We start from the raw sequence: 23,651 nt of genomic DNA, 5'->3' as shown, positions 1-23,651 counted from the left end.
CGCCATGATTATCAGCCCCCCCTTTCTGCCCGCATCGGGCCTGACTTCGAGCGATGCCTCGAAGCCTGATCCCATGATGGACGCCGTCGACAAGTTCGAACTCGCACACGGTATCTATCCGGTTGCGTTCGACCGGCGCTGGCATTGTGGCGTCCATCTGGCGCCTGACACGCACGGCGCGGTTTATGCCATCGCAGACGGCGACGTCGTCGCGTACCGGGTCTGTCAGCACGCGATCGACTCCGACAACAGCAACGCGGGCTTCGTCCTGCTCAGACACTCGACCGAAACTGGAGATGGCCGCAAGCTGACGTTCTATTCGCTCTATATGCACCTGCTGCCGCTCGCCGAATATCACACGTTCGGGTACGGCGCGACGGGGCTGCCGGATTTCCTGTGCAAGCCTTCCGGCGAAGCCCCACAGGGACAGGTTACGCCTGCGGCTGCGGGAGGCGTCCATAAGGTACAGCGCAAGGATATCGTCGGTTATCTCGGGCGCTACCAAGGCGTCGTGTATCTGCACTGCGAAGTCTTCATGACACCGGGCGATTTCGATACGTTCTTCAGCCATACGCAGCTTGGCAATGCGGCACCTGACACGCCGACGACGACGGACTGCTGGGGGCATACGTACTACATGATTCCTGCGGGGCAACAGTTCTACGCGCTGCCGCCGGGAACGGATGCACACAATAAGTTGCGCGGCATCGAGTTCGAGTCGGGCCACACGGATACGAACGCGCTGCCGCTCGTTGTCGAGACGTACTTCAGCAAGGGAACGAAGTACACCAACGTCTGGAGCGTCGCGGCGGACGGCTCGCGCACGCCGCTGACGGATCAGTCGGTATCCGAGCCCGATTACGAATACGACCTTTACAAGCGTGCGACGGCGCTCTACAGCACCTGTCCGAGCGATGGGTACGAGATGCTGCGCTTCGGACGTATCCTTTCGCCGGCCACGCTAACGGATCAGCCGGCCAATTCACCGCCTTCAGCCGACGGGGCATTGCCTGGCAATCCTCATCCGACGAATATCCCCGGCCAGCGCGTTACGTGGGCACGCGTTCCTTACGCGACGGGCCGGTTCGGTTATATCGATATCAGTGCCCGGGCGATCAAGAAGTTGTCCGACGCCGATTTCCCGTCGTTCATGGGCTGGCAGAAGCTCGGAGACGGTAATACGCCTTTCGGCAGTGACGGGCTGTGCGATATCGACGCGCTAAAGAAAATCGTCAGGGACGCTGCGGCCAGCGAACAGCCTACGGTCTCGGCGGCAACGACTGAAGTGCAGAAGGCGGACGCGCTTTCGCGCTACGTTAAGGGCGACGATGGCGTACGCCAGGCGTTGCGTGGATTTATCTGCAACGCTCCGAGCGAATGGGACAGTACGAACAACGAGACACGCTACGCGAAGCTGCTCAACGAGGGCGGCTTCTATCACGGAAACGAGGAGGGCTACAACAAGTTCCTTATTTACCTCAAGGAAATCCAGTTCTGGGATGTGACCGGATTGCCTGCCGGGACAAAACTCTGGTTCTTTCATCCGCTCGCGTTTATCCGGCATTTCAGGAAATCCGGGTGGCTCAGCCTGCAGGAACAAATTCAACTGCTACCTCGTAAATCGATATCAGATGCTGGCGGTCACATATCGTGGATTGAGAGCAAAAAACGATTTGCCGAAGGAAACGACGATGCCAGGGGGCAATCACCTCAGGGTATGTGGCCGGCACTCAATCATACGTTTTGCAAATATGGATTTAGCGGTAGCCTCCGGAAGGCTCATTTTCTTGGGCAGGTCTTTAAGGAGACCGGAGCCTTATGCTCAACGAGAGAAAATGGGAACGCAGATTATTTCAGAAAAATGTACGAGAACTATACGGAAACTGATGCGGCCTACGATTTCGATCACAAACATGCATGGCTTGCGGGACTTGGCTTTTTAAAGAATCGTGATCGCGCTACTTACATAGCTCAGCGCCCCGGGGAAGTTCACAATAAAGCTGTAGCTGGTGGAAACGTTCAGCCGGGTGACGGCGCTCGCTTCTGTGGTCGAGGTCTAATTCATCTTACATGGCGAAATGGCTACAACGAATATGGGGAATATCGCGCAAAAGATTTTACGACAGATCCAAACCCCACGTTATTGCAGTCCGATGCTGAAACCGCGGCGGACTCAGCAGGTTATTTCTGGGCTAAGACTCGCATTAATAGAAAGGCTGACCATGGTTCCGCTGATACTGACGTTCGGGCATGTTTTCTTCTTGTCGGTGGGGCGGGTGGCTTGCCGGCGCGTCAGCAGTTCTTTCGCTACATCTATTTCATCCTTGGCGATACACCAAATATTGTGACAGATAATACGCTAGAACGTCAGAAGGAGGATTAATCGTGATTTATTGTTTCCCACAAAAATGGCGGCGTTTTTGGATAAATTTCACTACGCCTGCTCGCTCGTCGAGGCATATTTTAGAAAAAACTAATAGAGGCTTGGCAATTATGCATAATCGACGAATTTTTTCGCCTCACTTCTTTTTGACATTTATTTTTCTGTTCTTTACGCTACGGACTTATGCAGCTGATATTCCTGAAACAGTTCAGATCGCAGTGAACGCTCGCACCGACGCGAGCCATAAACTGCAGCCGCCGATTATTGACGCAGGGCCAGCGATGCAAAATGTGTATATCTACTTTGTAACGAATACGTCTGATGAGCCTGGATATACCAAAAACAATAGGCCGTATATGTTGGATGCGCATCTCTTGTTCGTTGACGGAAACCATATTTGGCACGATCAAACATTCGATCGCTACGCGAAGGATGACGGTGTGCCGGAAATTGCCGCTGTATTTTTTGCGAATGCAGATCATGATCAGAAAAATAAAAATGTTGTCATTTTGGTTAGGACGCCCCTTAATCATTACGATTATGGCGGTGACTACTACGATGGTTATGTCTATAAGCTAACGGGGAGCGCCCAAAAAGGAGCCGTCTTTGCGGGACTGCAGAGTGATGCCAGTGCACCGTTCTTGGATCAATGTGAATGTAGTTTCCGCGATGGTCGTTCTACGCACGCATTATATAAAGATGCCAAGTCAATTCGAAAGAAGCTTGAAAAAAAATATGCCGATGCGCGAAGGTGATGCGGTAGCTATGAATGCTATAAAGAGAGTTATCCCGCGAAACATCGTGCATTGATGGCGAAAATTCCTGCGCGCGTTGATAGTCCTGAAGTTATCGCGACAGAGCCAGAGAATTGCTTGGACTCTGGGGCGTGGTATGTAACCTCCCTTCGGCCGAAGGTTGTCCGTGTCATTGATAGCGACAGTTTCCAATTACCGAAAACCGCAGTGGAACTCACAAAAAAGCTGGCTTGGCGGCGGATTGGAGGGGGCAAGGGTTCAGAAATGCTCTCTATGAACTGAACGATGAAGTGGTGGCAAATCCAGATTATAAACCTGTCGTGTGAGGAATAATGAAACGAATTACTTTGTTTGTGTTGAGTATTTTATACTTTGTGACATGGGCGGGGCCGACGAATGGCAAGGAGTCAAATAAAATATTGAGGGATGACTGTCATCTATCGTTTCTCGTTCCGAGACACCTCGAATATGTGGAAGTAGATAATGCTATAACTACCGGTAAGGACGAGTGTTATATGGCATTCAAGTACACGGGCGATATGCAAACGAAGCCAGTGGGACATATTCCTGCGGCACCCGAAGATTGGCGTGCTATGACGGATTTCTCTCTAACTGTTAAAAACATTTCGTTGTTGGAAAACCTTGCCAAAATTGAGTCGGGGGATGGGGCGCAGCAACACGGCATATTCCATTTGGTATCGAAGAAGCATATTGTATTGCCGGGCGGAGGTTTGTATGTCCTAAATTATTCCGCTATAAAGGCGACGGCAAATATGAAAAAATTGAGGCAGTTAAAGGAAATGGTTTTTGTTGCTGGTAATAGTGTGCGCTCGATTTCTTTTTTCTTGTACTCAGGGAATCAATTGAGCGGAATGGAAAAAATGAAAAATAAGATGTTTATGGATCTATTTTCTTCGTTTCAATTTCTATAACTGAATTGCGTGCTGTTTGTCGCTTTGAAGTATAAGTCGACTAATCTGAGAGTGCCGGCATGATTCCCGCGAGACAACAGTTCTACACGCTGCTGCCGGGAATGCATGCACACAACCAGTTGCACGGCATCCGGAGTGACCTATGAGAATCATCAGGGTTTTGATGGCTGTGGCGATGCCCGCGATTTCGTTTTCGACGTGTGCCGCCGATATTTCAAAAACTTTTACTCCATCTCCCGGGGTTGCGGCTGTGGTAGAAGTTAAGGGCTCCAATTTAGTGTGGAGGTTATCCGGAAAGAATGGGATTAAGCAGGATGGGGTGAGCCTCGACACTGAAAAAACCCCGCGCATCGAAATCGGCAGTTATGATTTTAGCGGGCGCCTTGGTTTTTTGGTGTCGCATATAGACGATGGGATGGGGACGTATGAGGTTGACAGGGTTTTTACATTTTCTCCATCGTCTAATGAGTTTGTAGAGAGATCCCCCTCATGTGGTGATGGATTTGTTAACCTCCGGGTATATAAGAAGAGGCGCTACTTGGTTAGTACTTATTGGGACCAAAATATCCCTAAAATATGCGTAACCAGGTTGTCAATCGCTAGATGATAAGAAAATTAATTTCAACTACAACATGAATACAAAATCACCGATCCGCAAAGGAGATGAGCTCGAACATGGCGGCGAAGTGACGAGCTGCTCGCCGTGGACCAACTTGATGGGCAGGCCGCTCGCCCGAAAGGGCGACGCGGCACTCTGCGTGCGACACGGCCCGACTCTCATCTTATTCGCGATTTCCTTGGCCAGCGCTCACGCACAGGTTGTTAATTCATGTGACGGAGCTTATTCGGCTAAGGTCATCGGTCGTGGTGAAATATTTGTGGGGCGCGCCGGTAAAAACATAGGCGTGGCTAAGATCAATCACGATGTTGCGGGAGGGGTATTTGATTTGGCTGGTAGATTGCTCGTTGTTTATGGGGTTCCGAACAGAGTGGATCTTCGGAGTCCTCAGGCCGAATTCCTATCCATTTATACTCTAAAGCCGAAACTTCGCCTGATTATGAGGAGAACATATGGCGGCGGGATATATGATGCCGCGATTGGTTTTAATCAAAATTTGATATTTGTTTCCAATCGATTCGGTTTTGATATCGTTGATATAAAAACTATGGAAATTAAATCTTTTGATCCGCTGTCCGAGCCACCCTTTTCAAGGCAGCAGTGTGAGAATGGCCTTACCAATTTCGGTGCCAGCTAAAGGCTGCCATTCGAATTGGTGAGAAACTCGAACACGGCAGTGACACGCGGCTTGCCGTAAGCCCAGTATCTACCGCATGACCATTTGCTAACTATGAAATCTCCCATCCGCAAAGGCGACAAACTCGAAAACGGCGGTGAAGTCACAGGCGGCTCGCCGTGGACGGAGTTCATGGGCCGCCCGCTCGCCCGCAAGGGTGACGCGGCCATGTGCGAGCGTCACGGCCCGACCGTCATCGATGAAGGCTACGACAAATTCCCCGACCGCGACGGCAAGGCGGTCGCCATGCACCATTACCGCTGCGCCTGCGACTGTCGCCTGATCTCCTCACTTCAGAACGTCAGCATCGAGTAATGCCGGTCGACCTTTCTTCAGCGGGACGCCCGAGCGCTTATCCGCGCCGTCCCCGGTTCTGGCCATGGTGGTTTTGCCTGTGGCTCGCCTGCAACGTATTCGGAGTCGCCATTGCAATGCTTCTGTGGCCGAAGGGGCAGCCCGCGAGCGGCGCATGGTTCTGGTTCTGTTTTTTCGGCGCTCCTAACGGTGTATTCATGCTCCTGTTCTGCATCGAGCGCGCTGGCTATGAGGGGCTCTGGTATCGGGCCCACTGGCGCAATTATCACCGTAGCCGGTGGCTGGCGGAGCGGCTACGTACGGCACAAAAGCCCCTCCAGGTGCTCGGTGCCGGTTACTGTCTGCCGCTTGGCGGGCAGACACTTGCCAGCGCAATTGCCTCCGGGAAACGCCTGCCTGCTGCGCAAAGCCCGCGCACCGGCCTGGGGCTTATCCCTCATGCCCGCTTTCAGGACACGGACTGGATGGTCGATGAACCAAGTACCAGCAATCCTCAGGATAGCGAAGAAAGCGTCAGCGCGGAGCGGGTAACGAAGCCGGTTTCGCTGCTAACTCTCAAGATCGTTGATGCGCTTAAGCCGCTAGAGGCGAGCCTGCGTGCCCTGACGTGCTACGAGCGGGTGTGGTGGCCGCAGGTTCGCGTACTGAGCGCCCGAGGCAGGGAGCAGGAGGACGTCGCGCGGATTGCCGAGGCGCTGCGCATCGCGGGCCTGCCGCCGCTCATGGTGCAGGCGGCACCGGCCTCAGACGCGTTGATGGCGGCTGATGCCTGGCTCGACGCAAGGGAGTCGCGTCCATTGATGGTGGTCGCGACGGCATGGCATGAGGACGGCCCGCCAGAAGACAGCACCGAGGGATGCGTTGCCGTGCTGCTCGCGGCGGGGTTCTTCCGGCTGCCGGAAACGGTCAGAGTCGCGGCGCTGCTGCACCGACCCGTCCGGGGCCTCGCCGCCGAGGTTGAACACGGCTTTGCCAATGCTGCGGTATGGGGCAAGTCCGACTATGGCTCGCTGGTGCGCGCATGGATTACCCGGCCCATCGATGGATGCGCGAAGGCGCTGCGCGCGGCCCATATGAACGCCATTGCGAAAGACGAAGCACAGCGCAGGCCCGACCGGATCGTTGGCGACTTTGGCGACGGCAACGGCTGGCTGTCCGTCGCCGCGGCCATCGAATCTGGCGCGGCAGATGGCCCGCAACTCATTGTTGACGGCCTCCAATCCGCAGTCCTGCACGTAACACCAGATAACAACCGGATTTCCGATGACAAACCCGAGGCTTAACCTGCGCTCGCTTGAAGCCGCAACGACAACGACGGAATCCGCTCCATCGAGCCGTCTGGCGATCTGGGGGCTACCAGCTGTGGCCCTGATCGTCGCCTTGCTCGCGATCGGTGTCGTGTCTCTGCGTGGCGATATGGTCGGCGTCACCTCCGGCGAGTCGCAGCTCAGGGCGGTAATCGCCATCCTCTCGACCTTCGCGGTCGTTGTCGTCGTTCACCTTGTCCTGTTTGCCGTTGGAGCCTACGGTTTCGCCGCGCGGCAGTTTCATGGAGAAACCGGCGACCGCGCGAAGGCGGCCAAACCACTCAGGCGCGACGCACGGCTGCAACGCATGGCCGAAGAACTGCGCATGGCGCACGGCTGGTTCTGGCGTCGCCGCCTGCGCTGGCTGATGGTCAACGGTACGGACGAGCACGTCGATCAGGTCGCACCCGGTCTGAAGCAGGCGGGCGTCATGCACGTCGACGAAACCATCCTCGTGCACGCTTCCCCGGACGGCATCGAGGCCGGGAAGTGGCTCAGCCAGATCCGCCAGTTGCGCCCCCGCTATCCGGTCGATGGCCTGGTCCACGTTGCGCGCGCCGACGAAGCCGATACGGACCGCCCGCGTACGCTCTCGATGGTTGCCACGGCGCTCGGCTGGGCCGCGCCCGTTACGTTCGTACATCCGGTCGAAGCGACAGGCAGCCAGCCCGAACGCTTCGACGCCATCGGCGCCTTCATACCAAGCGGAACGAGCAGGCAGGCGCAAGCAACCGCCGCCAGCCTGCCGGAACTGTTCGACGAAGTCGAGCAGAGGACGGCCCACGCCGGTGTGCGCCAGTGTGGTGAGCCGCAGTGGACGACCTGGATGCTGGATATCTCGAAGTATGTCGGTGCTCACGGCGGACGAATGGTCGTGAGTCTGCGCAAGCTGGCTGCATCCGGATGGCTGCGCGCGCCGCTGGCGGCCGTCATGTTCGCACCGGTCTTTCCGGGGCCGTCTGTCGTACCTGTCCCGGTCGTCGACGGAGACGACATGCCCGGCCAGCCCTGCGAAGTGCCTGCCGCGCAGACAGTGACGCGTGAGCAGCCCGCCGCAATGCTGCCGGTGTGGCGCGAGATTGCGGCAGGCTCACTCAACTATCGCGGTCGCCGCACCGGCTTGTACTGGCCCAACGCGCTCGCTGCGTGCGCCCTCGCTACGGTAGTTATCTGGACGGTCGCGTTAGCGGTATCGGGGCTGGGCAATCACGCGCTCATTCGGGACGCAGAAACAACCGCTGCCGCCGCGCTGGCGGCCCCACCCGGCACCGCTCAGGCGATGCGCACCCAGCTCGCCCTCCAGCGGCAGATCGGGACGCTCGAATACCGGCGTCAGCACGGGGCGCCGTGGTACCTGCGCGCGGGCCTCTCGTGCAACGACGACCTGCTTGATACGCTGTGGCAACCGTACAGGACCGTCGCCATCCGTAACCTGCGGCAACCGGTCGTTCAGGCGCTGGAAGGCCAGCTCGCCCAGCTCTCGCAGGTTCGCGCCGACGAGCATCAGAGCCACGACGCGCAGCGGATCGCCTACAACCGTCTCAGGGCGTACCTCATGCTCGCGACCCCGGCGCATACCGACGCGCAGTTCCTCACGACGCAACTGATGGACGTATGGCCCGCGCCCGCCGGCATGCGCGCGGGGGAATGGCTCGACACCTCGCAGCAGCTCGCCGGCTTCTGGTCCGATCACCTCAGGGCGCATCCCGACTGGCGGATCAGCACGTCGATGCCGCTCGTCACGCAGATGCGGTCGACGCTCGTCAACCAGATCGGCCTCGCGGCAAGCGACGACGTGCTCTACCAGCGCGTGCTCGACGACGCGCGCGGCAAGTACGCGGACATCTCGCTCGCGACGCTGCTCGCCGGTACGGACGCGCACGGGCTTTTCACGACGACGCAGATGGTGCCGGGCATCTTTACGCGCGCGGCGTGGGAAGGGATGATCGGGAAAGCCATCGACGACGCCGCGAAAGAGCAGCACGTCGAGGGAGACTGGGTGCTGACCGGCAACCAGCCGACCGCCCAGGTGAGCACCACCGTCGTTGAAGGGACGGTCGGCGCGGCGCGTACCGCACTTGATACGAAGCGCGAGACCGACGATCTCCGGCAGCGGCTGCGCACGCGTTACTTCACGGACTACACGGCGGCCTGGGCGACCTTGCTCAACAGCGTCCAGTGGATTCCCGCGACGAGTTTCTCCAGCGTGATCGACCAGCTCACTCGCATGACCGATGCACAAACATCGCCGCTGCTCGCGCTCATGAAGTCGGTGCAGTACCAGGGCGGGGCGGGCCGTCCTTCGCAGGCGCTCACGGACACGCTGGTGCGCAAGGCGCAGGGCCTGCTCGGCGGCGCCGACAGCGATCAGCCGCAGGCGGCGGTCAACCCGCTGGACCGCTCGTTTGGCCCACTGCTCGCGTTGCTTGGTGACGCAAACCCGGCAGCGGGCGGCAGCAAGGCAGGCAACGGCAATGCCGCAAATACCGCCGCATTCAGCGGCGTGAGTCTCTCGCGTGTGCTGACCGCCGATACGACCGTACGCCTGAAGTTGCAGCAGATCCAGGCGAGTCCGGACGCGCAGGCGATGGCGCGCGGTCTCGCGCAGGCGGTATTCCAGGGCAAGCTCTCCGATCTCACGCAGGCGCGCGACGACGCGGCGCTGACCGCCGCGAGTCTGGGCGCGCAGTGGGCGGCGTTCGGACAGACGATGTTCGTGCAACCGCTCGACGCAGCCTGGCAGGCGGTCCTCCAGCCCGCCGCGGCGAGCCTGAACGACGCATGGCGCGCGGGCGTGACGGCACCCTTCACGACGACGTTCGCCTCGCGCTATCCGTTCTCGCCGGCGAGCGCCGACGCGTCCTTTGCCGAGTTCGGTCGTTACGTACGACCCGATACGGGGCTGATCAACCGCTTCATCGAGATCGAACTCTCGGGCGTGCTCAAGCGCCAGGGCGACCAGTGGGTACCGAACGAACTTGCGCCGCAGTCGCTCCAGTTCGACCCGAAGTTCCTCGCGATGCTGCGGCTGATCGGCCCGCTGGGCGCGCGTCTTTACGCGCAGGGCGACGCCGGTTATCACTTCGCGATCATGCCGCAGCCGACGCCGGACGTCACGCGCACGGAGCTGACGGTAGACGGGCAACAGGTCGTCTATTTCAACCAGCACGAAACGTGGACGCCGCTCGCGTGGCCGGGCAATGGCCTGAGCGGCCATGCGTTGCTGACCTGGCAGACGCTGAACGGGGGACTCCGTGTTGCGTCCGACGCTACAGGCGACTGGGCGTTCCTGCGGATACTGGAGAAAGCCCAGGTGAAGCCGCTCGACGATACGCGCTATGAACTGACCTGGAATGCCGGGGCGGTCGGCGACGCGGCGGCGGCTGCTTCCACGGCGACGGCCGCCTCCGCGCCCCCCAGCGACACCGTGGACGGGACGACGGCACCGCTGCACTACGCGCTGCGTTACGTGCTGCGTACGCAGGCGGGAGCCGGACCGCTGGAGCTTCTCAGGCTGCGCGGTTTCCGCATGCCGGAGCGCATCTTCGTGACGGGCCGCGCCGGCGTCCTGTCCACCGTGCCATCCCTGCCGCCGCTGCCGCCGGAGTTACAGCCATGACTGCGCCGTGGAAGAAGAACCCGATTGAACACGAGAATCCGTTCCTGACGTATTACGACGGGGAGATGCGCTATCTGCGTGAGGCAGGCCGCGAGTTTGCGCAAGCCCATCCCGACGCCGCGCGTCGCATGGGAATGCTCTACGGCGAACCCGAGGGGTCTGTCCGCGCGGTGAACGAAGGTTTCGCGATGCTCGCGGCGCGGATGCGCAGCAAGCTCGACGACGGCATGCCGGAGATGACCGACGCGCTGCTCGACAACCTGTATGAGTATGCGGCGCGGGCGATTCCGTCCCTGTCGATCATCGAATGCACGCCGCTGAATCGCACGGCCTCGACCGCAGCGCAGATACCCGCCGGAGCCGTGGTGCGCTCGGCACCCGTTGGTTCCGAAGAGGTGCAGTGCCTGTACCGGACGACACAGCCCGTGAAGCTGCTGCCGCTCTCGGTGGAGGACGCGGCCGCGGCGGTGCGTGCCGACGGGCGCACGGTCATCCGCCTGACGTTCGGCCTCTGGCTCGGCGAGCAGCGCGAACGCATGGACCTGTCGCGCATCCGCCTTTACCTGCACGGCGACCGGCCCGCCGCTGCTGCGCTGTACGCGGCGCTGACGCGCCAGGTCGCGTCAATCGGCCTGCGTCTGCCTTCAGTACTCGACGGCGCGCTGGAACCGCAGCGGGGGGTGCATTTCGAGGCGGCAGGCTTCGGCCCGTCGACGCGGCTGTGGCCGGTCACGAACGCCGGGCGCGACCAGCAACTCGACCGCGAGCAGACGATGCTCGAGTATTTCGTGTTTCCGCAGAAATGCCACTTCGTCGATCTGTGCGGCTTCGATGCCGCGACGCTCCCGCCGGGTGAAGCCCAGATGACCTTCGAGATTGAACTGGACGGCCGGATACCGGGCGACCATCCGGTCGGCCGCGGGAGTTTCCGTCTTTTCTGCACGCCCATCATCAACCTGTTCGAGGTCGATGCGCTGCCGCTGCAGCCCGCCGACTGGCACGACCGGGAGCACCGCGTCCGCGTGCAGCCAGGCGTCGCCGGTCATGTCGAACCATACGACGTGCTCGCGGTCATCGCCGCCGATCCGGAGGACAGCGCACGGCACGCCTACCAGGCATTTACGAGCTTCCGGCATCGCGGCTGGATGCTGCCTTACGAGAAGCCGGAACGGTACTTCCATACGTCGACGCGTTACGGCGTGACGGGGCGGGAACTGTGGGTCACGCTGGAGGGGCAGCTATGGGCGGGGACACACCGGAGCGCGCAGAACGATGATGACCGCCCTCATCCGGACCGCTACCTGACGGTGCGCTCGCTCGCAAACAACGGGCGCCTGCCGCGCATGGCACTTGCCGAGGCGACGATCACCGAGACGGTATCGGGTTTTACCGGTATCGCGTCGGTGCGTAACCTGACGGCACCGACCCTGCCGGTCTATCCGCCGCGCTACCACCCGGGATATGACTGGCGGGTACTGGGCCACTTTACTGCGGGCGGCGCGAACGAACTGAACCGGATCAGCATGGAGGGCGCGCCGGCGCTTCGCGAGACGCTGGAACTCTACGACTGGCCGCCAGACGACGGGATTACCCGCCGCATCGACGCGATCAGGGACGTGCGGTTCTCCGAGAAGCAGACGCTGGCGCGCGGGTACGTGCAACGGTTCGCCCATGTACACGTCGAACTCGACGCGACCGCCTTCGACGGGCCGGGCGATGCGGTGCTGTTCGGTGACGTGCTCAATCGCTTCATGGGACGTTACGCGTGCTTCCACCATTCCATGCAACTGGCGCTGATGATCGACGGCCAGGAGACCGTCTATCCGCGCATCGACTTCGAGGGAGCACCTTTCTGATGAACATCAGGACCATGCGGGGCGCGCTTGGTGTGGGTATCGCGCTGGCCGTCTCGGCGTGCGGTACGTGGCAGTCGGTGAAGGACGGGACCGTGGACGCCACGCGCGCGGTGTTCGAGACGAAGGTCAGGCAAATGAACCTCGTCCTGGCAGCGCGCGGCGCGCTCAATCAGGACACGCGCGGCGTGTCGTTGCCGGTGGTGCTGCGCATCTACCAGCTCCGGGACGACCGTCCGTTTGCGACGGCGACCTACGCGCAACTGCTCGATGGCAGCGACGCGCTGAAGACGGCGACGCTCAGGCGCCGGGACGTCACGCTCGGGCCGGGACAGACGCTGAAGGTGTCCGAACCGATGGACGAGGCAGCGAACTACGTGGGGATCGCGGCGTTCTTTCGCGACACTACTAACGCCGAATGGTCGGTGCTGGTGCCGAAGTCGCAGTGGAAGAGGACTGACCCGGTCAGGCTTGTGGCGATGGATCGCACTGTCGAACTCGACACGGAACGCAAATAAGGATGGAGAGCCTGGAACCATGCCTGGTGGCCGTGGCGCTGCCCGTCCTGATGGCTGCGCGGACCGCCGTCGCCAGCGACGCGGTACCCATGTGCCAGCAGCTCCGGCGGCCGGCGCGACGGCGCTAACGCCGGCCTAAGCATAACTTCCCGCCTGCCTGAAGCGCCCGCGCGAGTGCCTCAAGTCGCCGCCCAATGAAAAACGACCCGACCGCACTTGCGACCGGGTCGTCAAATCTCGCCCTCAACGTTCCACCGTTCGATTCTTGAAGAAGGATCTCAACTGAACGGCATGTCCGCCGAAGCGGGGTTTTCTCACAACGTCAAAACAGGCAAATGGCTTACTTCCCACCCACGCTTTGCAGCGTCGTCCACTTACCGTCGACAACCTTATACAGCGTGATCCCGCCGTTCTTCAGATCGCCCTTGCTGTCGTACGCGAGATTCGCCGACGTCACTGCCGGCATCGACGTCTTTGCGAGCACCGGCAAATACTTGGCCGGATCGGTCGAGTTCGCCTTCTTCATTGCGTCGAACATGGCCATTGCGCCGTCGTAAGCGTACGGCGAGTACGTTTGCACATCTTCGTTGAAACGCTTCTTGTACTTCGCGACGTAGTCCTTGCCGCCCGGCATTTCTTCCAGCGGCAGGCCGGCAAGCGACGCCACCGTGCCGTTCGCTGCCTCACCCGCGATCTGGATGAACGTCGGCGTGTGGACCATTTCGCCGCCCATCAGCGGCGCCTTGATGCCCAGTGCCTTCATCTGCTTGACCATCGGTGCCGCTTGCGAATCCGCGCCGCCGTAATAGATCAGATCCGGTTGAACCGACTTCAGCTTGGTCAGGATCGACTTGAAGTCCACAGCCTTGTCGTTCGTGTATTCACGATCGACGATCTGGCCGCCCGCTGCCTTCGCTGCCTTCTCGAACTGATCCGCCAGACCTTGGCCATACGCCGTGCGGTCGTCGACGATCACGATCTTCTTCACGCCCAAGGTCTTGACCGCGAACGTGCCGGCGACCGAACCTTGCTGCGTGTCGGACGTCATCATGCGGAACGTGGTCTTGAAACCTTGTTGCGTGTATTCCGGCGCCGTCGCCATGGCGATTTCGGGGATGCCCGCGTTCGCGTAAATGCGCGAAGCCGGAATCGTGGTGCCCGAGTTGAAGTGGCCGAGCATGCCCTTGATGCCGTCATCCACCAGCTTCTGTGCAACGGTCGTACCGGTGCGCGGATCGGCCTGGTCGTCGGCCGAATCGAGCACGAAGCGGACTTGCTTGCCGCCGATCACCGGCTTGGTCGCGTTCATGTCTTCCACTGCCAGCGTGATGCCGTTCTGGAAGTCCTTGCCGTAGTGCGCCTGCGCGCCCGTCATCGGGCCGGCAAAGCCGACCTTCACATCTTCCGTCGATTGAGCGTTGGCCGTCCCCGCCAGCGACATCGCCGCAACCAGTGCAGCGCCTGCCAGCTGTTTCATCTTGTATTGCATAGCTTCTCCTTGGTACCAGGTGTGGATGGAGCGGTTTCGGGGTCGCCGTACCGCTTCCTTCTTTTTGAAAAGATCAATGAGGTTCGCTCAACCGATCGTCATCAAATTCGCATTACCGCCGGCTGCTGCCGTATTCACGCTCACCGAGCGTTCCGTCAACAGACGCTCGAGCGCGTAGTCCTCATCGCCGCTTTCCAGCGCACGCGCCGCAACGCCTTGCACCGACACGATCGGGCCCGGACGCTTCGCGACTTCCTTCACCAGCGCCAGCAGCTCGTCGCTATCGCCTTCGAACAGCACGGCGTCGAATGGTGTGTCGGCGCTCTTCTTGACGCTCGCATGCGACTTGAGTGTGGCGGGCAGTTGCGCCACCAATTGTTCACCGGCCGCGCCTTCAAACAACGCGCGATTTCCCGTAGCCAGCGCCGCGGCAAACTGCACGCGCGCACCGCTCGCCGTCGACGCGATACACAGCACCGTGCCGCGCGCGCCGAGAGTATAGGTGTTGCGCTCGCCGGTCGGCCCCGACAATACCGCCGTGGCGCCCGCCGGTACATGCGACAGATAGCCGTCGCAGCGCGCGGCCAGCACCGGTTGCTGTTCGGCGATGAGCCAGTCGCGATACGCCGTCAATGCAGCGGACGGATTGTCGCTGTTTTCGACAGCGTGCGGTACATCCGCGACCAATGCCTGTGCAAGCGACTTCGGCAAACCGGCCGGACGCGTGGCGAGCAGTCGCTGTAGATACAGCGCGCCGCCCGCTTTCGGACCCGTGCCCGACAAGCCTTCGCCGCCGAACGGCTGCACACCCACCACCGCGCCGATCACATTGCGGTTCACATAAATGTTGCCGACGTGCGCGCGGCTGATCACGTGAGCGATGGTTTCATCGATCCGCGTATGGATGCCGAGCGTCAGGCCGTAGCCGGTCGTGCGGATCTGTTCGAGCAGCTTGTCGAGCTGGCTGCGGCGATACCGCACCACATGCAGCACCGGGCCGAACACTTCGCGCTTCAGTTCGTCGATGCTGTCGAGTTCGATCAGCGTCGGCGGAACGAAGGTGCCTTGCGCGCAACCGTCGGGCATCGGCAGTTGCTCGACCTTGCGGCCTTTGTCGCGCATCGCCGCGACATGCGAGTCGATACCGCGCTTCGCGTCGAGGTCGATCACCGGGCCGACGTCGACCGACAGGCGGTCCGGATTGCCCACGGCGAGTTCGCGCATCGCGCCGGTCAGCATCTCCAGCGTGCGGTCCGCGACATCTTCCTGCAGACAAAGAACGCGCAGCGCGGAACACCGTTGACCGGCGGAGTCGAACGACGATTGCAGCACGTCCGCCACGACCTGTTCAGCCAATGCCGACGAGTCGACGATCATCGCGTTCTGGCCGCCCGTTTCGGCGATCAGCGGAATCGGCTTGCCCTCCGGATCGAGGCGGCTCGATAGCGTCTTGTTGATGAGGCGCGCGACTTCGGTCGAGCCTGTGAACATCACGGCGCGAGTGCGCGGATCGGCCACCAACGCGGCGCCGACTGTTTCACCGTTGCCCGGCAGCAGTTGCACCGCGCCCGCCGGCACGCCGGCTTCGCGCAGAATGCGTACGGCTTGCGCGGCGATCAGCGGCGTCTGTTCAGCCGGCTTCGCGAGCACGGTGTTGCCGGCGGCAAGCGCCGCGGCCACCTGGCCCATGAAAATCGCCAGCGGGAAATTCCACGGGCTGATACAGACCACAGGTCCGAGCGGGCGATGCGTGTCGTTGGAAAACTCGTCGCGAATCTGCGTGGAGTAGTAGCGCAGGAAGTCGATCGCCTCACGGATTTCCGCGACAGCGTTGGCGAGCGACTTGCCGGCTTCGCGCACCACCAGACCCATCAACGTATGCATCTGCGCTTCGAGCAGATCAGCGGCACGCGCGAGGCAATCGGCGCGCGCTTCGACAGGCGTGGCTTGCCAGATCGGTGCGGCTGCAACGGCATGCGCCAGCGCGGCGCTCACATGCTCCGGTGTCGCTTCGACGACCGTGCCGACGAGGTCGCGATGATCCGCCGGATTGCGCACATCGCGCGCGACGCCCACGGCGATCTCGTTGTCCTCAAGCATCGGCGCGGCGCGCCACGGATGATGCGCGCTCGCCAGCAACGCCGACGACAACGACGCCAGCCGATGCTCGTTCGACAGATCGAGGCCCATCGAATTGAGACGCTCGGCGCCGTACAGATTGCGCGGCAGCGGAATCTTCGCGTGCGGCGCGCCGAGCGGGACGATCTTCGAGGCTTCGTCGACGGGGTCGGCGATCAGGTCCTTGATCGCGACGCTTTCATCGGCAATGCGATTCACGAACGACGTGTTCGCGCCGTTTTCCAGCAGACGGCGCACGAGATACGCGAGCAGCGTTTCATGCGTGCCGACCGGCGCATAAACGCGGCACGGACGGTTCAGCTTGTCGCGGCCGGTGACTTCCTCATACAGCGGCTCGCCCATGCCGTGCAGGCACTGGAACTCGTACTGGCCGGGGTAGTAGTTGTTGCCCGCGAGGTGATAGATCGCCGACAGCGTATGCGCGTTATGCGTGGCGAACTGCGGATAGACCGCGTCGGGTGCGCTCAACAACTTCTTGGCACAAGCGAGGTACGACACGTCCGTGTAGATCTTGCGCGTGTAGACCGGATAGCCTTCGAGGCCGTCCACTTGCGCGCGCTTGATTTCGGTATCCCAGTACGCCCCCTTCACGAGGCGCACCATGATGCGGTGACGGCTGCGGCGCGCCAGATCGATGATGTAGTCGATCACGAACGGGCAACGCTTCTGATAAGCCTGGACCACGAAGCCGATGCCGTTCCAGCCGGCCAGCTCCTGATCGAAGCACAGCGCTTCGAGCAGGTCGAGTGAGATTTCGAGGCGGTCGGCTTCTTCGGCGTCGATGTTCAGACCGATGTCGTAGCGGCGCGCGAGGATCGCGAGCGAGCGCACGCGCGGCAGCAGTTCGCTCATCGTGCGTTCCTGCTGCGAACGCGAGTAGCGTGCGTGCAGCGCGGAGAGCTTGATCGAAATGCCCGGGCCTTCGTAGATGCCGCGGCCGCCGGCAGCCTTGCCGATTGCGTGGATCGCCTGTTCGTACGACGCGTAGTAGCGCTGCGCGTCGGCTTCAGTGGTGGCCGCTTCGCCGAGCATGTCGTACGAGTAGCGGAAGCCGCGCGCTTCGTATTTGCGGCTGTTGGCCAGCGCTTCGGAGATGTTCTCGCCCGTGACGAACTGCTCGCCCATCAGACGCATCGCCATATCGACGCCCTTGCGGATCAACGGCTCGCCGCCCTTACCGATCAAACGCGTGAGCGCCGACGAGAGACTCGTTTCGCTATTGGTCGTCACCAGCTTGCCGGTGATCATCAAGCCCCATGTCGCGGCGTTGACGAACAGCGACGGCGCCTGGCCGACATGCGATTTCCAGTCACCCTTGCTGATCTTGTCGCGAATCAGCGCGTCGCGCGTGGCGCGATCGGGAATGCGCAGCAGCGCTTCGGCGAGGCACATCAGCGCCACGCCTTCCTGGCTCGACAGCGAGAACTCGTGGATCAGACCTTCGACGCCACCGCCCTTGCTCTTCGTGCGCAGCGTTTCGACGAGCTTGCTGGCCATCGTCTGCACATCGCCCGCGAGGTTGGCCGGCAAGCGCGCCTGCCCGAGCAGGAACGGCACACATTCCGGCTCAGGACGACGATAAGCGGCGGTGATCGCCGCGCGCAACACCGACTGCGGTTGCACGTTTTGCGCGAACTCGAGGAACGGGTGCGACGCGCCGTCTTCCTCCTGCTCGACCGCGGCGCCGTCGGCGAGATCCGCCGAGCCCGTCACGCCCGACAGCTCGGGCGGCAACTGACCGTGCTCGATCTTTTCGAGGTACGCGAAGATGGCCTGCTTGATGAGCCAGTGCGGAGTGCGTTCGAGACGGGTAGCGGCATCTTTCAGCCGGGAACGCAGGAGGTCATCGACCTTGACGCCAAGGGTGGTGCTAGCCATGTTTCCTTCTTCGGATACCAGACGAATGCGCTGGCGAAAGACTAAAAGTTGGGCGAATCCTACGCCTCCCAATAAAAAGGTGCAACCATGTTCAACGCATGGTTGCACCCAGCTGGGAGCCTTGTACGGCGGGGGTTTGCGCAAAATGGCGTCGCACATCGAGATGGCGGTTGCGATCAGTACTTTCCCTGGCGTGATTCTTTTTGCTTTTACCCTTATCAGAACAAGTCGGCGCGCCGTTATAAGGAACATGAAGGCACGCGGCCTCCGGGCACGCACAAAAAAACGGTACGGGGTTTAGAGGACAGGCGAAATGGAAAAATGGCTGGTGGTATTGGGCATCTGGGCAATGTGCGCGACTTGCGCGGTGCTGTTCATCCGCGGCGCGACGAGTGGGCCGGGCAGGCGCGAGCCCGCCGAGGGACGCACGCCCGCGGCATCGCGCGAAACGGCGGGCGACGCACGGACGGCGTTGAGCGAGTGAAGGGTCGCGTCCGGCGTTCCGTGCCGGACATAGCGAGGCCGATCTTCGACCGGCACAGCAGCAGTACGCGTGCAACGTCCGGCTCAGCGCCGCGGTGGGGCTTGAGCACGCGTTAACGTCGATGGGCCGGCTTGAATCGCGCGCAGGCACGCGTCAACGTTGCTGATTTGCCCGAGCTGCGCACAGGCGTCGCGTCAGTGCCGCCGAATCGGCGCGAACTGGGCGCAGGTGTCGCCGGGGGAAACGAGTTGGTCGTGCAACCGGCAAAGCCGGCTGTCCGCCACGCTCGCGCCGAATGCGGAACCGAACACTGCGAGACCCGGAATGCCCTGCTCCAACGAATCCCGATTCTCCGCACGATGCCGGCAGCACGCGCAGCAGGGCACACGCGTTTCTTCACGCGCCTGCGCCGTGCTGTCGATGCGGACCGCGCCGCGCATCACGAGCCCTGCCCCAGGCTATTCCAGTACGGTGCGAACACGTGCGCGGACAGTGCGTAGCCGGTGGCGATATTGACCACCACGCCCACCGTAAAGGCGAGGAACGGCTTCAGGCCGGTGGCGGTAAGCGAGCGCAAACGCGTGGTCAGCCCGATGCTCAGGAAGCAGAAGGTGAACGCCCACGTGCGCAACGCCGTGATCGGTGCGACGAATTCGGGCGTCACGACCTTGCGGTAATCGGCCAGCGAATAGTGGCTGGCGATCCACGTCACCAGCGCCGACGCGATCACAAAGCCGATCACGAACTTCGGAAAGCGCGCCCAGATCTCACCTGCGTTGGCCTTGGCTTTGACGCCGCTGTCTTGCGATTCCCAGCGCGTTGTCGCCACGATCGCCAGCACGAATGCCCAGATGCCGATCCAGATATCGCGGCCGACCACTTTCATCAGCGTGAACGCTTGCAGCGACGCCTCCGGCGCACCCGCAATCGCGCCGCCCGCGTGTTTGGCGAAGTCGCCATACGCTTGCGCGGCCGCGATGCCGGCGGCGTCGGCGAATTCAGACGTGCCGATCCAGGCACCGGCGACCGCGGTGGACAGCCCGAGCGCGCGGGACGCGAACGGCAACACGAAGATCATCACGATCGCCCACAGCACCACCAGCGTGATCGCCACTGAAGCCTGTTCGCGTTTGGCCCGCACCGCGCCGGCAATCGCAATTGCCGCCGAGACCCCGCACACCGCGCCGCCGACGCCGAGCACGGCGGCAAAACGCCGGTCAAGGCCGAACGCTTTGGCAGCAAAGAAGATCACGAAGAACGTGACGAGCGAGACGATGGTCGCCTGCCCGACCGCCACCGGGCCGGCCCACACCAGAAGCGTGAAGGGCAGCGTCGCGCCGAGCAGCACGATGCCGACCTTGATGTAGAACTCGACGCGCAAGCCGGCCGAAAACCATTCAGGCAACGTGAACACGTTCGAGATCAGGAGACCCAGCGCCAGCGCGACGAGCGGCGGCTCGAGGTTGTACTTCGACGAGTTGACCCACGCGCCCAGCGTGAATATCAGCGCCGACGCAATGAACAGGATCAGGAACGACGCCAGGAAAGCGCCGACCCGCTGCTTGAGCGCTGCCAGGCTCACGCCGAACAGCAGAGCGAACGCGACAAACAGCGCGGCATAGTTCAACAAATGCTTGCCCACGTCCTGCGCGGCCTGCGCCACGCTCGACCATTTGGCCGGCGCCACCGCCAGCCACTTGATACTGCTGCCCGACGCGAACAACGCCCAGGCAACCACGATCACCAGCAGGCCGACCCACACCGCCCACCAGTCTTCGGTCGAAAAAAGGCCGCCACCGTGCGTGCTTTGCCGATTCGTCGGCGCGGCGCCGGGTTGTAGTGCTGGATTGGTATCGCTCATCGCCATGCCCCGAGGAAGTTGAGGTACACCGGCGCTGGAATGTTGGAGTTTTGCCTGAACGTGCGCCGATTCGGCGAAATATAGGCGAGCGGCGTCGCAAAAAGAAACGACCATTCGCTCTAAGGATATGACTCAAAGAAGTAACGGCAGCGGCGGCCTGGCGACGCGCCTCAGATGTCGAGCGGATCCACTTCGAGATTCCAGCGCAGGACGCCTTTCAGACCGCGCAGAAGTGGCTGCCAGGCACGCAAGGTCGCCTGCAACGCGCCCCGCGACGCGCTCTCGATCAGCAACTGCGCGCGGTGCACGTGCATCACCTTGACGATGGTGAGCGGCACGGCGTCGTAGACGGTCACGCGTTCGGCGGCCGCAATGCCGGTCAGTTCGGCCGCCGCCTGCTGCAGGAAGGCGAGCGCGGCATCGAGCGTGCGGCCTTCGGCACGCAGCAAAGCCTGATAGACGAATGGCGGCAAGTGCGCGTCGCGCCGCTCGGCCAGCGTGGAGTTGGCGAAGCCGACATAGTCATGGCGGCCCAGCGCGTGGTAGAGCGCGTGGCGCGGATAGCGTGTTTGCACCAGCACTTCGCCGGGCAAACCAGCGCGGCCTGCGCGGCCGCTTACTTGCATCAGTTGCGCGAAGAGCCGTTCACTCGCGCGGAAATCATGGGAAAAGAGCGCGGTGTCGGCGTTCAGCACGCCGACCAGCGACACGCGCTGGAAGTCGTGGCCCTTGGCGATCATCTGCGTGCCGACGAGGATGTCGACCTCGCCGGCGTGGACGTCGGAGAACAGCGCCTGTGCGCTGCCTTTACGACGCGTGCTGTCGGCGTCGATACGCAGGACGCGGGCGCCAGGCACCGCGCTCGCCAGTGTTTCTTCGACACGCTGCGTGCCGCGGCCCATCGGGGCGATGTCGACGTTGCCGCAGTCCGGGCACGAGCGCGGGATGCGCGCCTCCCACCCGCAGTGGTGACAGCGTAGCGCACGCTCGGGCTTATGCAGCACGACATAGGCGCTGCAGCGCGGGCAACCGGCGACCCAGCCGCAGGCGTCGCAGGCAAGCTGCGGCGCGTAACCGCGACGGTTCAGGAACACGAGGCTCTGCTCGCCGCGTTCGAGTCGCGCCTTCAGCGCGGCGATCAGCGGCCCCGACAAACCTTCCACCGATGCTCGCCCGCGCCGCCTCTCCTCTTCCAGGTCGACCAGTTTGACGGTGGGCAGCACGGCCTCGGCGACTGCGCGGCGCGACAACGTGAGCCGCTTGTAGCGACCCTGGTCGGCCTGCCACCAGCTTTCCAGCGACGGCGTGGCCGAACCGAGCACGACGGGCAATTCGAGTTGTTTGGCGCGATAGATCGCCAGATCGCGGGCCGAATAGCGCAAGCCTTCCTGCTGCTTGTAGGCCGGATCGTGCTCCTCGTCGACGACGATGATCGCGAGCCTGGGCAGCGAAGCCAGCACCGCCAGCCGCGTGCCGAGCACGATGCGCGCGCGACCGGTGTGGGCGGCGAACCAGTTGCGCGCGCGCTCGCCTTCGGCGAGACCGCTGTGCAGCGTGACGATCGACGTGCCCTCGAGCGCCGCGAAGCGCGCGCGAAAGGCCGCCTCGAACTGTGGCGTCAGATTGATTTCGGGCACAAGGACGAGCGCCTGGGCGTCGGGCTTCGCGGCCAGAATCTCGGCGAGCGCGCGCAGATAGACCTCGGTCTTGCCGCTGCCCGTCACGCCGTGCAGCAGGAACGGCGCAAAACCATCGGCGCCGCGGATCGCTTCGACGGCCGCCGCCTGCTCGTCGGTAAGCGTGGGCAGCGTGGGCGTGGGCGCGTCAGGCGACGCTGCGGCAACCCGCGCCGCCGCGGCTTCGATGATGTCCAGTGCGACCCAGCCTTCCGCTCGCCATGCGTCGAGCGTTGCGATCGCCTTGGGGTGCAGCGCGCGGGCGGAGGCGGCGAGCAGGAAGTCGGTATCGGCCAAGGCCTGCGCCAGCTTGCGCAACGCGCTCGCCCGGGCCGGCAGCGCGTCAGGCAAAGCGGCGCGGCCGGCCGGCGTGAGGCTGTAACGCTCTTCCGGCGCGAACAGGCGCGACCAGCGCGACGCATCGCGCAGCGCCTGCGGCAACGCGGGCAGCGCAACCTCTCCGAGGCCGCGCTGATAGTAGTCCGCGGCGAACGCGGCCAACTTGAGCCACTCGGGCGACACCGGCGGACAAGCGTCGCACACACTACTCATCGAGCGAAGACGATCTGCCGGCACGTCGCTGTGAGCGGTCACTTCGCAGACGAGCCCCACGACGTGGCGCTTGCCGAACGGCACACTGACCAGCATGCCCGGTGCGACAGGTTCAGGCGTGTCGCAGCGGTAGTCGAACAGGGTCGGCAGCGGATGATCCAGCGCAACGCGGACGAATACGTCGCTCACGCGTCAGTGGAGATCAGCGGAATGGACGCGACACGGCGCTGCATCTTGGTGCCCGTTAAGCAGACGGCGAATCCGTCGAAGTTAAAGTAAAACTTCAATTTCGGCGCTAAGTTTTGGATTCGACTGAACAATTGCAATCGGCCCGCGTGCCTGTGGATAACTTTGTTGAGAACTTTGCCTGGGCGGCCCGGAAACCGCGCCGCAGCGGCCTTCTGTGGGATTCCGCACATTACGTACGGATCTCGTGAAACCCTTGCCAGACAAGGCTTGGATCAAATGTGCCCGCAATGTGCAAGGGCCAGGACACGACTAAAGCTTCTACCGCGCCGCAGCGTGATGAATGTGCATAAGTCAAGTCTTGACTTTCGCAAGACCGCCATCTGACGGCCCGCAAGCCGCAAATTTT

General features: G+C 62.0%; 15 protein-coding genes and 1 pseudogene. 12 read left to right on the top strand and 4 right to left on the bottom strand.

What is annotated here, in order from left to right:
• Window positions 1-4: 4 nt before the first annotated feature.
• The 11 genes and pseudogenes from RI103_RS00285 to RI103_RS00235 form a co-directional block, all read left to right on the top strand.
• Entirely contained in the window at window positions 5-2,383 is a 2,379-nt protein-coding gene (locus RI103_RS00285; protein WP_310813518.1) for a hypothetical protein, read from the top strand.
• Window positions 2,384-2,385: 2 nt separating this feature from the next.
• Window positions 2,386-3,138 carry a hypothetical protein gene (locus RI103_RS00280; protein WP_310813517.1) on the top strand — a complete coding sequence of 251 codons (753 nt, stop codon included), beginning with the start codon at window positions 2,386-2,388 and terminating at the stop codon, window positions 3,136-3,138.
• Window positions 3,139-3,653: 515 nt separating this feature from the next.
• Window positions 3,654-4,070, top strand: coding sequence for a hypothetical protein (locus tag RI103_RS00275; protein ID WP_310813516.1), 417 nt, complete (start codon window positions 3,654-3,656; stop codon window positions 4,068-4,070).
• A gap of 142 nt (window positions 4,071-4,212) precedes the next feature.
• Window positions 4,213-4,677 carry a hypothetical protein gene (locus RI103_RS00270; protein WP_310813515.1) on the top strand — a complete coding sequence of 155 codons (465 nt, stop codon included), beginning with the start codon at window positions 4,213-4,215 and terminating at the stop codon, window positions 4,675-4,677.
• Window positions 4,678-4,702: 25 nt separating this feature from the next.
• A complete protein-coding gene (locus RI103_RS00265) occupies window positions 4,703-5,326 on the top strand; it encodes a PAAR domain-containing protein (protein ID WP_310813514.1) in 624 nt (207 codons plus the stop codon).
• Between the two features lie 93 nt (window positions 5,327-5,419).
• Window positions 5,420-5,680: a PAAR domain-containing protein gene (locus tag RI103_RS00260; RefSeq protein WP_310813513.1), complete on the top strand. Its 261-nt coding sequence runs from the start codon at window positions 5,420-5,422 to the stop codon at window positions 5,678-5,680.
• Window positions 5,680-6,963 carry a hypothetical protein gene (locus RI103_RS00255; RefSeq protein WP_310813512.1) on the top strand — a complete coding sequence of 428 codons (1,284 nt, stop codon included), beginning with the start codon at window positions 5,680-5,682 and terminating at the stop codon, window positions 6,961-6,963. The genes RI103_RS00260 and RI103_RS00255 overlap by 1 nt, the downstream gene beginning before the upstream one ends.
• Entirely contained in the window at window positions 6,944-10,606 is a 3,663-nt protein-coding gene (locus tag RI103_RS00250; protein ID WP_310813511.1) for an ImcF-related family protein, read from the top strand. Before RI103_RS00255 ends, RI103_RS00250 begins: the two co-directional genes overlap by 20 nt.
• Entirely contained in the window at window positions 10,603-12,462 is a 1,860-nt protein-coding gene (gene tssF / locus RI103_RS00245) for a type VI secretion system baseplate subunit TssF (protein ID WP_310813510.1), read from the top strand. The genes RI103_RS00250 and tssF overlap by 4 nt, the downstream gene beginning before the upstream one ends.
• Window positions 12,462-12,977 carry a type VI secretion system lipoprotein TssJ gene (tssJ, locus tag RI103_RS00240; protein WP_310813509.1) on the top strand — a complete coding sequence of 172 codons (516 nt, stop codon included), beginning with the start codon at window positions 12,462-12,464 and terminating at the stop codon, window positions 12,975-12,977. The genes tssF and tssJ overlap by 1 nt, the downstream gene beginning before the upstream one ends.
• Window positions 12,978-13,122: 145 nt before the next feature.
• A pseudogene (locus RI103_RS00235) lies at window positions 13,123-13,263 on the top strand (DDE transposase); the annotation flags it as partial.
• Window positions 13,264-13,317: 54 nt separating this feature from the next.
• On the opposite strand, the gene RI103_RS00230 reads toward RI103_RS00235, so the two are convergent.
• The gene (locus RI103_RS00230; protein ID WP_310813508.1) at window positions 13,318-14,466 is read right to left on the bottom strand and encodes a branched-chain amino acid ABC transporter substrate-binding protein; all 1,149 of its coding nucleotides are present in this window, start codon (window positions 14,464-14,466) and stop codon (window positions 13,318-13,320) included.
• 87 nt (window positions 14,467-14,553) lie between these two features.
• Window positions 14,554-18,483 (bottom strand): trifunctional transcriptional regulator/proline dehydrogenase/L-glutamate gamma-semialdehyde dehydrogenase, encoded by a 3,930-nt coding sequence (putA, locus tag RI103_RS00225; RefSeq protein ID WP_310813507.1) that lies wholly within the window; start codon window positions 18,481-18,483, stop codon window positions 14,554-14,556.
• 313 nt (window positions 18,484-18,796) lie between these two features.
• Between putA and RI103_RS00220 the strand changes: the two genes are divergently transcribed.
• Window positions 18,797-18,967, top strand: coding sequence for a hypothetical protein (locus RI103_RS00220; RefSeq protein WP_310813506.1), 171 nt, complete (start codon window positions 18,797-18,799; stop codon window positions 18,965-18,967).
• 439 nt (window positions 18,968-19,406) lie between these two features.
• Here RI103_RS00220 and RI103_RS00215 read toward each other — a convergent pair whose 3' ends face one another.
• Entirely contained in the window at window positions 19,407-20,828 is a 1,422-nt protein-coding gene (locus RI103_RS00215; RefSeq protein ID WP_310813505.1) for a putative sulfate exporter family transporter, read from the bottom strand.
• 170 nt (window positions 20,829-20,998) lie between these two features.
• The gene (locus RI103_RS00210) at window positions 20,999-23,245 is read right to left on the bottom strand and encodes a primosomal protein N' (RefSeq protein WP_310813504.1); all 2,247 of its coding nucleotides are present in this window, start codon (window positions 23,243-23,245) and stop codon (window positions 20,999-21,001) included.
• Between the last annotated feature and the right edge of the window lie 406 nt (window positions 23,246-23,651).

The organism is Paraburkholderia sp. FT54 (assembly GCF_031585635.1).
GTDB lineage: Bacteria > Pseudomonadota > Gammaproteobacteria > Burkholderiales > Burkholderiaceae > Paraburkholderia.
This window is presented reverse-complemented; position numbering and strand designations above follow the sequence as displayed.